This is a genomic window from Desulfitibacter sp. BRH_c19 (assembly GCA_001515945.1).
Taxonomy (GTDB): Bacteria; Bacillota; DSM-16504; order Desulfitibacterales; family Desulfitibacteraceae; genus Desulfitibacter.
On the sequence record LOER01000032.1, the window covers coordinates 45,099 to 58,309 of the forward strand.

At 34.1% G+C, this 13,211-nt stretch carries 9 protein-coding genes; 2 read left to right on the forward strand and 7 right to left on the reverse strand.

Annotated features, from left to right (window positions below):
* Nucleotides 1-143: 143 nt before the first annotated feature.
* Nucleotides 144-623: a DNA-binding protein gene (locus APF76_07340; protein ID KUO50463.1), complete on the forward strand. Its 480-nt coding sequence runs from the start codon at nt 144-146 to the stop codon at nt 621-623.
* 31 nt (nt 624-654) lie between these two features.
* On the opposite strand, the gene APF76_07345 is transcribed toward APF76_07340, so the two are convergent.
* The gene (locus APF76_07345; GenBank protein KUO50464.1) at nt 655-876 is read right to left on the reverse strand and encodes a hypothetical protein; all 222 of its coding nucleotides are present in this window, start codon (nt 874-876) and stop codon (nt 655-657) included.
* 336 nt (nt 877-1,212) lie between these two features.
* Nucleotides 1,213-2,622, reverse strand: coding sequence for a glutamate synthase (locus APF76_07350; GenBank protein ID KUO50465.1), 1,410 nt, complete (start codon nt 2,620-2,622; stop codon nt 1,213-1,215).
* A 326-nt stretch (nt 2,623-2,948) separates the two neighbouring features.
* Between APF76_07350 and APF76_07355 the strand changes: the two genes are divergently transcribed.
* Nucleotides 2,949-3,863 carry a hypothetical protein gene (locus APF76_07355; protein KUO50466.1) on the forward strand — a complete coding sequence of 305 codons (915 nt, stop codon included), beginning with the start codon at nt 2,949-2,951 and terminating at the stop codon, nt 3,861-3,863.
* A 156-nt stretch (nt 3,864-4,019) separates the two neighbouring features.
* Here the strand turns inward: APF76_07355 and APF76_07360 are convergent, their stop codons facing one another.
* The 5 genes from APF76_07360 to APF76_07380 form a co-directional block, all read right to left on the reverse strand.
* Complete coding sequence (locus APF76_07360) at nt 4,020-4,532, reverse strand: cytoplasmic protein (GenBank protein KUO50467.1); 513 nt, start codon at nt 4,530-4,532, stop codon at nt 4,020-4,022.
* An 807-nt stretch (nt 4,533-5,339) separates the two neighbouring features.
* Nucleotides 5,340-6,338, reverse strand: a complete 999-nt coding sequence (locus APF76_07365) for a hypothetical protein (GenBank protein KUO50468.1) — start codon at nt 6,336-6,338, stop codon at nt 5,340-5,342.
* A gap of 351 nt (nt 6,339-6,689) precedes the next feature.
* Nucleotides 6,690-7,907 carry a phosphoglycerate mutase gene (locus APF76_07370; GenBank protein ID KUO50469.1) on the reverse strand — a complete coding sequence of 406 codons (1,218 nt, stop codon included), beginning with the start codon at nt 7,905-7,907 and terminating at the stop codon, nt 6,690-6,692.
* Nucleotides 7,908-7,936: 29 nt separating this feature from the next.
* Nucleotides 7,937-9,421, reverse strand: coding sequence for a threonine synthase (locus APF76_07375; protein KUO50470.1), 1,485 nt, complete (start codon nt 9,419-9,421; stop codon nt 7,937-7,939).
* A gap of 740 nt (nt 9,422-10,161) precedes the next feature.
* Entirely contained in the window at nt 10,162-13,005 is a 2,844-nt protein-coding gene (locus tag APF76_07380) for a hypothetical protein (protein KUO50471.1), read from the reverse strand.
* Between the last annotated feature and the right edge of the window lie 206 nt (nt 13,006-13,211).

Here is a 13,211-nt window from a genome sequence, read left to right on the forward strand (position 1 = left end):
ATAAATTTTGACACAACTAAAACTATTAAAAGCAGTAAATTTTGTTAACATTTTTTAACATATTTTTAGCTAAACTTATTAGTTCTGACTAACACTTTTTCGAATAAACAAATACTAAAGATTAATTTTTTGGAGGGCTCTAAATGAACGAGAATAATGAGGAGTTCTATACTGCTCGAGGGTATGAGACTGCAGCTGGGGAAAATGTTTTAACCCCCAGTATGGAAGATTACTTAGAAATGATCTATCGATTAAGTAGAGAAAATGGTTATACACGTGTAACCGAACTTGCAGATAGTTTAAATGTTCAGCCTCCATCAGTAACAAAAATGATTCAAAAATTAAATGAAAAGGCCCTGTTAAATTATGAAAAATATGGGATGATCCATTTAACAGAAGAAGGAAAAAGATTAGGAAAGTATTTCCTGGAAAGACATAATACAATGCGAGAGTTTCTTAACTTGATTGGTGCCAATGATAATCTACAAAAGGATGTTGAAACAATAGAACACTATATAAGCTTTACAACATATAAGGTTATATCTGCTTTAGTAGGTTTTTTGAAAGAAAATCCTGATATCCAGATTAAGTTCAAAGAATACCAAAATAAAACAGGCCTCTAAATGACGCATCATGGCCTGTTTTCCACAAATTTTATATATCTATCTGATTGATAATATCTTTTAGCTCCTTAAGCTCAACTGCTGAAAGAGTTACACCCTTACCCATTTTTTCGTGCTGTGGATCCCATTCACGTAAATCATATTTAGGTTCTCGTCCATTCCAGCTAATTAGATTAAGCTCCTTTTTCCATCCCTTTGTACTTTCCGACAAAGTACCTAGGCTTTTAACAATTTCATATTTAAACTCTGCCATAAACCTACCTCCATTATTTTATACCAAACATTTGTTCTATAATACATTATAATTATAGTATTGTAAAGGGTATATTTCTAAAAAAGTTCAAGCTCATTTTTATTGGATATTGGAACTTTTTACAATATTTAATCTATCATATTAGATAAAAAACTTCTTAAAAGGGGGAAGTGTCCATGCAAAACTTAAGTAATAGGCATCTACAAGGAATAGATGTTTCTCATTGGCAGGGAGTAATCGATTGGAAAGCTGTAAGAAACCAAATATAAATTTGCCTATTTAAAGGCACCCATTTAGATGTAGCTAATTTCTGAAACTGGTGCCTTCATGTATTGTTTACTCTTCATAAAGAATTTTATTATACCCTAATGGTATATCAACTACCTTTGCTATATATGAGTCTAAGGCAAAAAGATCATTTTTATTAACTTCTTTTATACTCTTTTTACCTAAAGCTCTAACCCCAATCATTATTTCTTCATTACAGGATGTAAGAAATTTAGATAAGTTTTTAGCACCTGTGTTAACATTAAATTTATTATTTAGAGGTCCTTTGTAGAAAACAACTGTCGGCGGTGGTTCCCAAGGTAATGCCTCTAAAACTTCAGTATGGGACATGGCAAAGAGAGCGACAGAACCTATATACAAAGCATCTGCCCCTAGAGCTAATGCTTTTAGCATTTGCCCAGGGTTATAGAAACCTCCAGCCATTATCAGACTAACATTACCTTTTTGCTGAGTATCAATCAAGTAATCATTTGCTCTTTTGAGTGCAAACAAAGAAGGTAGCCCGAAATCATCTTGTAGCATTGGAGCTGTTCCCTTTGACCCGGCTTGGGCACCATCAAGAACAATAAAATCAACCTTTGCCTCAAGAACTATCTCCAAATCCTTTTCAATAAATTTACTACCTGCTAACTTAACCCCAACTGGTACTCCTCCTGATAGGCGCCTCAAATATGAGACTAATTTGCTTAAATAATCCTTATGTTTGATTCCTGGTAAGGTTGCATGAATGATAGCTTGTTCTCCCCATTTAAGACCTAATGCTCTTTTTATTTTATAATCAATATTCTTATCAGGAATAGCGTGTCCAGTTCCCCCTCCTGCTCCCTGTCCTATATGAATCTCAATAGCATCCGCTTGCTTTAATATCTTTTCTGACTTGGTCCACTTACCTCTGTTATATTGAATGATTAGCTTTTTTGCTGACTTCCTTTCGGCAGGCAAATAAGCTCCTTCACCAGTATTTGTAGCTGTCCCAGCCATGGTGCTTCCTTTAGCTAAAGCTATTTTTGCTTTAGCTGAGAGCGCCAAACCATATGCCATACCCGAAATCATAATTGGCATACTAACTTTCAAAGGTTTTTTTGCTTTAGGTCCAATGATAACCTCGGTATCAATCTTTAGTCCTTCGTCTGTAGGTAGTCTATGTAGTTGAGCAAAGTTTAACATTATGCCATCAAAGTCTGGAAAACTTCTTGGGCTTCCAAGTGGACGATGAATTACTTTTCCCTCTTGGCTTCTTAGATTAGTTTCAACTATATTTTGAAGTCCTACTTTACGGGAAGCAGAAACAAATTCCCAAAGATTCTCCTCAAATTTATCTACCATTATTCTATGAATAAAGCTATTAGTAGCCATTTCTATTGTTTTACGACCTAACCAAAGCAACCCATAATATCCTGTAAGACCAGCAGCTGTTACAAGTAGTGATTTCTTTATTAGTTCGTCCTTATCAGACATAATAATGCCTCCTAGTAAACAGTCTATTTTTACTTAGTTTACTGCAAGCCCATTTATCTATGCGATATTCTTTCTTTTAGTATCCTTCGATAATCTGTGACATATGTAATTATCAGTTATAATTTTGATGCGATAGTAGTCCTGTAATCAAACCTAAGTACAGTATGTAAGCTAGGAATTTGGCATTTAAGACTTCTAGAGGTTAAGGAAGCCAAAAAAAGGTTTCTTTTTTTGTATTTTTTTGATAGGATTTAAATGTAAGTTATCACTTTGAAACTGTTTGTTTTAAAACTTACTATAAACTTAGTATAGATGGAGGAAAATAAATGAGTTTGAAAAAAAAGGTTCAAAAGGAGAACAAGCCTAGCAAACGTCCAAGTACAACAGATACATACAAGACAATGGGCACTCCAAGGACAGGCTTTTATGCGTTAGAATATGTTATCAGGAAAAATAATCAATTAGACATAGGGGAAACTCCGAAAATGAAGACTACCTTTTTAATGCCAAAATACTTACCTATTCCCCGTGAAATAAAACCTACTATTCTTCCCACCATAATTATTTTAATAGCACTACTTCTTATTACCTTCAATCAATACGCCACAGCATTACTAGCATTTACTGCTTTTATATTTATAAGTTTAAAAAGATGGAAATCTACCAACCAAAAAGCATTTAAGAAATTTATGCGCGGCAAGGATCTTTTTGAAAGACGTAAATATGATCAGGCGCTCAATTTCTTTAACGAAGCTGCCGAGATTTTTCCATCCTCGTCTGATCTCCAGCTCTTGTTAGGAAAACTAACAGCTTTTTTAATAGACTTTACCAAATCAGTTGAACACTTTTCCAACTATTTTGAAAGCAATCATGATGACCAAGAAACCAGAGTCGAATACGCAGCCTCACTACTAGCAGATAGAAAGCCAGAGAAAGCACTATCTATCCTGCAATCCCTGCCAGCGTATGCCAAGAATTCACTTCCTGTTGTTACTTTGATTGCCAGTTGTCTGTTAGAACTAAATAAGCACGAAGAAGCCTTGGAAGTAATGAAGAACATTTCTTTAGATAATGAGGACGAGGTAATAAATACAGGCAAGATGTTTTTTAGGTACATATTGGCAACAGTATACCAAAAATTAGGTAAGAACAATGAATCTCTTGAGCAGTATAGGTTAATTCATGCAGAGGATAAAGACTTCATTGATGTAGCAAAAAAGCTCCATCCAGTAACTGAATGAAGCTATCCCTTCTGTATGATTGACAAATGGAGATTATTTTTACCCCATTTGTTGCTTTAGGCTTAATGTGTATTTAGAGTTTATTAGATTCATATCCAATGGAAGCACTAGGACCTTCCACGTGTTTTTTTCTTCATAAATCAAGGAATTTAGTTATTATCTATATTTTATAGCTAATCCTTTTAAGAAATTCCTAGCGTATCTATCACCACACTCTTTATAATGCTTGTGTCCTTTTTTTCTAAATAAAGCGCTTAATTCTCCTTTTGTTATAATGACTCCTGCTTCTTCGAATATATCAAGCATATCCTCACTTTTTAGTGCTAGTGCTATTTTCAATTTCTTTAGCATCACATTATTGACACTTCCATTATCCTTTATAGATAGTGCTGGCTTTTCAGGTTGCCCTGGTTTTGGATCCTGTTTTCCTCTTTTAAATATAATCAGGCCATTCAAAAATGACTCTAACATAAAATTATTGCATTCTATATTCCATTTATCACCATCATTGTCAGCTTCATTATTGTAACTGTCCTTTGATTTCATAAACATCTTTAGCACTTCTTCTTTTGTTGCTTCGATACCACCAAGTTTAAAAATCTCTACCATATCTGTATTTTTTATATCTAAGGCATATCTTAATCTAATTAATATATCATTATTATCCATCTATAAACCTCCTTCTGTAAAACATGGATTATTTGCACAGCAGTTCATCATTAAAATTCTTCATTCTTATTAATTTAGTCATTTTGCCATTTCATCATACAATAAGCATCAATCTTAACCTTCTTTATTGCTATTGCCACTTCAGGTTTCGATGCATCTTTAGAAAAAAATTCCCCAAACCCTTTTAGTCTGGGGGAACATATTTTACGTCTATAAAAAAGCTAAAATGCTTCCCATTTTATTGTTCATCTAAAAATCCACCACTCTTCGCCTTCATTAAAAAACTCAAATGCTTTTCCATCAATATTGCACTTATATCTGACTGCATTCTTAAAAAGCTTCATACTCCTAATTGGATCTTTTATTTCAAACTTTTCATCGTTGATTCAAAAGGGATATTCCATTAGTGCTATAATGCTCTCAAAGAAAATTATCAATGAAAAACGTGTCCACTTATAACCTTTTGGTGAGATTGCCTTACATTACGGTTCATAAACCTGCTTTAATGTAACCTCATGCGTTAAGAAGCCTTTGTTATTTTTTAGGCTTCTTAACAGGGACTTTTCCAGTTGCGATTGTGGGCTGCACAGTAGCTTTCTCAACTTTTTTCTTCTTTTTTGGTGGTCTATTTGGGGTCTTATCTCCCATATCAAACATCTCCTCTCTTGCTTGTTCTTTATCTTCACGCATAATAATCAGTAATTGCTTTAGCTCCTTGCTCAAATGTGGTTTTAGCTCATACTATAGATAGAAAGTTTGAATTGCCTTTCTTATGAATTGATGATATTTAAAAATCTTGTTACCTATCTATAATTTTCCTGTAGGTCTATATATTGTGAGAATGTCTTTTAAAGCTGCCGCTGCCGCTGATTTTGGGTCTGATTTTCCGCCAATTATAGTTAATTCACCCATGGTATCTGTATTAAAGCAGACCCCTTTTGTAGCACCGTTTACCGCCGCGAGAGGGTGATTGAATGGTAATAGTTTTGGCCCAATATTTACTTTGACTCCGCTAAATGTATTAACTACTTCACCCACGAGTTTAATAACGTTTCCTTCGTTTTTGGCCTTATATATTTCATCTAATGTAATATCTGTTATTCCTTTGACATTAAGATCATTAATTTTTAAGCCTGCATTCATAACAGTATTGGCTAAAATTAATATTTTTGCTGCAGTATCCCATCCTTCAATATCTAAGCGTGGATCAGATTCTGCTATTCCTTTTTGCTGTGCTTTTAACAAGGCATCCTCATAAGTAATTCCATTGTACGTCATTTGCGATAAAATATAATTTGTCGTACCATTAAGAATTCCTTGAATTGAACTAATTTCAGTTCCAGCTAGGCAATACATGGCTACATCAATTGTAGGTAGAGCTGCTGCAGTTGCGCCGCTAAACTTTAAATATGCATTATTTTCTTTGGCAAGTTGATGTAATTTGTTATAACTACATACTATTGGACCCTTGCTTAAAGTTACAAAATGTATTCCTTGGGATAATGCAGCTATAGCGTGTGATAAACCAGGCTCTCCCGTGTCTAGATTAGTTGGTCCTGCTTCTAATACTACATTCGGTTTAGTATCTTCAATAGCTTTCAGACCACTTACTCCTTTTCTCCATTTATTAAGGTTTGTGCAAATATATTCTTCTTTAGTTTTCAATATTTCTTGTAAAACTAAACCATTTTTATCAATAGCTCCTCCTTTTGTACCAACTGCTGCGACAATTAAAGGTTCTAAATTATAATCATTCATAATAATATCCTTTTTCTCTATAATAAGTTCAACAAATTTTCTACCCACATTTCCATAGCCAATTAAAGCAATTTTTATTTTTTTAATACAATAACCTCCTCGTCCTTACATAATTGAATTTAAAAATTGTAAGAATTGGTAAGTAACAAAAAGTTAAGTCGTCCTTTTAACAATTTACCATTATTACCAATAATAATCAAATGGCTTTAGGTAAAGCTAACAGTATAAGTAAGAAACTATAGTAAATGGTTCTTTAACTATAAAACAAAACTTGGCTTGCGCCAAGTCCTTAGACGCAGGCGCAAGCCTTAGTCTTTGTTAATACTATCTACCTTGTTTGAACTTATACTTCTGATAGTATAAAAAAATCCTCATACAAGATGAGGACAAAAGTGAATATTAGTCTCGATGCCTAGCTAAAAAATAATCCATTAATCTGTGTCCTACATCAAAATAATAATTTGATGCTTCTGCTGATTTTTCAGAAAAGTGATTATTAGGTGTCTCTCTTGCCTGGGTGGAATCGTAGATAACATAAGGTACAGGATCTGATGAATGTGTCCTTATAGATACGGGTGTTCTATGATCAGGTAATACCATCAATTTAAAGGGTTTGCCAGAAGTCTCAAAGTATTCAAATATGGGTCGTACAACCAATTCGTCGATAATTTCGATGGATTTTATTTTTTCTTTAAGATTACCTTGATGTCCGCATTCGTCAGGAGCTTCTAAATGTATATATACGAAATCATCACTAGAAAGAGCCTCAATCGCCGCTTTGGCTTTGCCGGTAAAATTCGAATGAATAGTACCAGTAGCCCCTTCAACTTTTACCGGTTTTAAACCTGCAAGTAAACCAATGCCATTAATCAAATCTACTGCTGAGATAACTGAGCCTGATAGATTGAATTTTTTTTCAAAGGAATCTAACCTTGGTTTTTTACCTTCTCCCCAAATCCAAATGGAATTTGCAGGATTAAGCCCTAGTTCCACTCTTTTTATATTTATCGGATGATTTTTAAGTAGATCATAGGATTTTTTAGTCATATCAATGATAAAATCCTTGTCGGGTCCTTTAGGTAAATAATCCTTGATTTTTTTTCCCAAGATATCATGAGGTGGGGTCAAATCAAATTCATAGGGTCCTTTATCCCAAACGATTAAGTGCCTGTAGCTTACACCGGGATAATACTTCAAAAACTCAGTTTGAAGGTCCTCTCTAATATCAAGAATTAATTGACTAGCTTCTTCTGTGGTAATATCTGATGATGAATGGTCAATCATAGTCTTATTTTCATAGGGTTCATCACCAGAAACCGTTACTAAATTACATCTAAAGGTAACATCGGTTTCAAGTAATTCCACGCCCATAGATGCAGCTTCAAGTGGAGACCTTCCAGTATGATAAATCAATGGGTCATAACCCATTACTGAGAGATTCGCAGTATCACTACCAGGGGACATGCTATCTGGCACAGTCTTTACCATGCCTATTTCTCCAAGCTGAGCTAATTTAGTAATACATGGAATGTTTGCAACCCCTAAGGGTGTTTTGTTTCCCAATTCTTCAATTTCATAATCAGCCGCTCCGTCTACCAATATTGTTATATACTTCATAATATCGCCAGTCTCCTTCTATATATAATCTATTTGAGTATTTCTACGACTTCTTTCTTTAAATTATTTTTATCAATTACCCTAGGATGCAAAATTTGTTTATCTTGAATATCTTTAATAGGTTCAGGAACATTAATATGAGTTGCATTTGAAAGAATATCAATCAATTCAAAATCGTTATAAGCTTCAGTTTGCATACCTAGACCTTCTACAACACTTCTTGTAAATTTGTATGGGCTTGCAGTAGATGCAATAAGTGTATGTGTCATATCAGCAGTTTCATCAACATAATCCTGATATACCTTAAAACCTACTGCAGTATGGGTGTCTGCCACATAGTTGTACTGCGAATAAAGGAATCGAATTGCCTCAACAGTTTCCTCATCTGTGGCAAAACCACCCGAGAAGGCTGCTAAGTTATTCTTCATGTTAATAGTAATCTCATATCTACCATCTTGTTTTAATGATTTCATAAGACTAGTGACACACGCTGAATCACGATTGCTGATTTCGTACAAAAATCGCTCAAGGTTACTGGATATCAGAATATCCATAGATGGTGTATTTGTCATTTCAAATTTTCGATGTATATCGTAAACTCCAGTATTCAGAAAATCTGTGAGAACATTGTTAGTGTTTGATGCACAGATAAATTTTTGTACAGGTAATCCCATGTTTTTTGCATAATATGCAGCAAGAATGTTTCCGAAATTTCCAGTTGGCACGACAATATTAATCAAATCACCATTTTTTATATGTCCTTCTTTCACAAGCATTAAATACGAATGAACATAATACACAATTTGGGGAAGTAATCTACCAATATTAATGGAATTGGCTGAAGAAAAAGTGTACCCCTTTGATTTTAGCTCTTCCCTTAATTCTTCATCCAAAAATATATCTTTAACTCCGTTTTGTGCATCGTCAAAATTTCCTGTTATGCCCAATACCGTTACATTAGCACCCCCTTGAGTAGTCATCTGCCTCTTTTGAACATCACTAACGCCCTTGGTAGGATAAAAAACAATAATTTCGATTCCATCAACGTCTGCAAAGCCTTCAAGTGCTGCTTTTCCTGTATCTCCAGAGGTTGCTGTAAGGATAACTATTTTTTCTTTTATGGCAAGTTTCTTTGATGCAGTCTTTAATAAATAAGGTAAAATGGACAAAGCCATATCTTTAAAGGCTAAAGTTTTCCCATGATATAGCTCTATAAAGCTCGCTTTATCAAGGGTCTCTATAGGTGCAATCAACAATTCTCTAAATTTTGAATCATAAGCATGATCAACACAATAGCTAATCTCTTCAATAGAAAAATCCTCAATATATAAACTCAGGATCTTTTTTGCTAAATCTTGATAACTCAAATTTAAGAGATCATCATTAAAAACGAGCTTAGGAAATTTTGAAGGTACATACAACCCTCCATCTGGTGCAATCCCCTTAACAACTGCTTCTGAGAAAGTGAGTTTTTCATGATTCCCTCTTGTACTACTATAATAAATATTAGACATGGTATACCTCCATATAAAGTGTGTCCAATAGGCACATAAATGTATTTTAACTTCATCCATAAATAGCTATGTTGAGTTATTATTTCTACATAATTCTACAATAATCCTTTAAGAATCGTCAACTAAGTGTAAAACTGTATGTATACATGGTTATACTTTGATAGAATAAAAAAGATGATTTCTGTTGAATTCAGAAACCATCTTTTGTTGCTGTTGAATTAATGGTCGGAGCGACCGGATTTGAATCGATGACCTCCTCTACCACCCCAATTTTCTGAAGGGCAAAATGCTTGCAAAAATCCATGCATATAGATGGAAATTTTTAAATGTATCAATGGCTTATCTAATTGTAAAAAATAGTACATTAAAATCTAACGCATTGTAGCATGTCTTTTTATTAACCCCGTAACTGTCAAAACCTATCTCCTAAATATGTAATTAACTGTTGAATATCTTTGTCCTTACTCAAGCAAAACTTAACTTTATCAAGAAAATAGTAACATACTATATATAGAGTCATACACTCTTATTTACATCCACTTTTTCAAAGACTGATATTCATGTTAGTATTTTAAAATAGTTGTATAGAAATCTGATTTATTTTTAATAATAAGTAAAGGTCAATGCATTATATTTTTGCATTGACCTTTACACTTACATGACGAACTATCTTTTTTCTCTAGCTAGTATAAGTGTTCAAGTTTCTATTGACCCTATAATCTGTTTAGTCCGAATCTCCATCAAGTTGTGCCGCAAATATTGCATTGGGCTAAGAACCTATAAGAGTACCTTGGATGTGCTCTGTTGGTTAAGTCATTGGCAAATAGGGTAATGGAGGCGCCATCAATTTTCGTTGTAAATGCAAAAATCTGGCCTTGTGCTCCTTCATAACCTGGCCACCAGCCAGCTTTGTAGAAATCATCTCCATCACTTACACTTGCAAGGACTTGTGCACCTTCAGGAACAGATGTTATCCATGATCCTGAAGTAGTATATAGGTAGTCCTCCTCACTATATCCAGCTGTAATTAAGCTGTTCTGATTAATTATACCGTGTAAAAGCCCTTCGCCTCGGGCTCTACCTTTATCATCAGAGCGGTCATAGTCAAATCCCGGAATTAAACTACTATCCTTTAATTGAGTAAATGATCCTCCACCAACTCCAATATAGTGTTTACCACTTTGCAATTCGGTTCCACTATTATCAACAATTACATCTGCCTGATTCCTTGATACAAGGTTAAAACCTAATTCCTTGAGTACAAATGTACTTTCATAACCGTTTACTGATACTTTTGGCTGGGCCAAAGTTATTGTCTTCACCGAAGTTAGATTCACTGCGGCTAAGTCAAGTACGTAATTATTTGATAAATTGTTAATATCTGTTTTGGAAACTAAATAGTCCCCCATAGAATATCCATCACCAGATTCTAATATCCATTTAACGGTTTTACCTTTAGCTAACAATTCATTAACTACCCTTATGGCATCATTGTTAGAATTTTTTATTACATATTCATCTGCATTCTTAACCTCTTTGTCATTACCTATTATTATATTACCTTTAGGAATAACCATCTTTTTAACTTCTCGTGTATTGTCATCAAATGCTTCTTCAACTCTTACTTCATATCTGTCAAACCCACGTAAATCATGGAAAACCATTGCAATTTCTGCATACATAACGGGCCAATCAGACCAATTGATTCCGTCAGACAATACTGTATTAGCAAGTCCACGTTTTGCCTGGTGCATTGGTACTATATAACTCCCTGCTGGGTAAGTAATACCATCTACATCAGTACTTTTTACTAATGTATCTACTTTTATTCCATTTCTCAGAAGCCATTCCACCATATTATAAGCTTCCAAAGCATTTCTTTGTAACTCTTTCTCTACAGGAATTACATAATATTCTGGGAAGAAGTTATCATTGTTCCCTCTTTCCCTTCCGACAACTGTTTCCAAATCAGGAGCCACAAAGTATTCATCTACTTCCGTATCGTCTATACCTTGAACACCTCGCCTGAAAATCTCGAGTTGGTCCATAAATAAATCATCCTTACCATCTATAGCATATTTCGCTGCAGCCAAAGCCAAATGTACTGTCGAAGTATTACAGTTCTCGTTTATCTGTGGCATTTCTACAGTAAATCCTAAAGCTCCATGGTGCATTGCATATTGTGCTGTATAAGAAGGTGCAGAATCCTCCCAACCTGACCCCCAATGATCTTGAGCAATGCGATATTGTGTATATGTTGAATTTGCGATTGCTGCGTTACCCATGGTATAACCTAATGGATTCATATTTTTATTTAGTAAGTCATACTCATAGTTCTGATCATGAGGCGGTGTACATGGATCTATTACCATTGAATCATAAAACCCATGTAGATCTAAAAAGATTAATGGAGTCCACTTTGCTATCTCTGAAGTTACAATTTGAGTTTCTATTTGTGTCTGGAAAGCGTTATCACGGTTTAGGTCAAAGCCATTTGTATTTTGTCTAACCATATGATATCTTCCATCAGGATTCTGAGTAAGGTTAAACAAAAGTATAACATCGTCTAAAGCTTCATCTACATTGATAGATACCTTTGTCTTTTCTCTGTCGCCTTCTATACCACTTCTATCATCATCATCATATGTCCAATATTCTATTGTTTCCTGTGTAGAAAACCACTCCATAAGTTTAATTTGAGCATCAATTCCTATGGTTTCATCTGGGTGAATATTATTGTACCAAATAGGTACTTTGTAATCTCCTATGGTGCCATCCTTGAGTTTTTCTTGCAAAGCTTCTGGGTTTTCTAACATAAGAGGAAGTGTCTTTTTAAGATAATTATCAACTGATTTTTTATCCTTAGCCACTATAACAAAATTTATATCTCTACCTTCATTTGTTTTGCCTGAGACTTCATGTTCAATATATCTACCGTTAATTACATTTCCTTTGATTTCATCAATTACATCTCCAAATTCATCGTAAAGGTAAAAACTATCATATGGAGCCACTCTCATTATCCTTTTTAGTTCTATTCCTGTTTCTATATCTTTTACTATTAAATCAAAATAGCCAGTTAAGTCTACAATTCTAGGACGAATAGTCCTAGAAGTTGGACTAGATGTATCAAACAAAAGTTCATTCTTAATCTGAGCTTTTACAACAGTTCCATCAAGATAAGGTTCTGTTTCGAATAGAATAAATGGATCACCAGTATAATCTCTTGCATCAAAATCCCAAGTTTTCCATTCATCAAATTGTTTTCCCCCAAGAGTCCATTCTAACTCTTCTAAATCAGGTAAATAGCCGAAATCTACCTCAATGTTGATTATCCTTACTTCTGTCATGGGTATAATTTCATTACTTACTGTGAGACTTCCCTCTGCTTCATTTCCTTTAACCTTGTCTGCTGCTTTATTTCCTTTAACCTTCTCTGGTTGTTCATTTACTTTAACCTTGGCTATTGCCTCACTTCCTTGAGCAAAGGCTGCTACTTCACTTCCTTGAGCAAAGGATACTGATGAAAAAGCCAACAAAATCATTAGTAATACAAAAATCTGGACTACTCTTTTCCTTAACATTTTTTCATTCCTTCTTTTTATTGTGAAAATCCAGCAATTTTAGACAAATATTGATAGAAAATTCTGAATTATCTTTTCTAAAAGTATTCTATATTCTAATTAGTTTATCCTTCTTTATTTCTATATTATTCTAAAAACGTATAATTATGGAACAAGTTGCATGTCGTATCAGGTGTATTAGCTTTAATAAAAAGAGAATCCTTCAG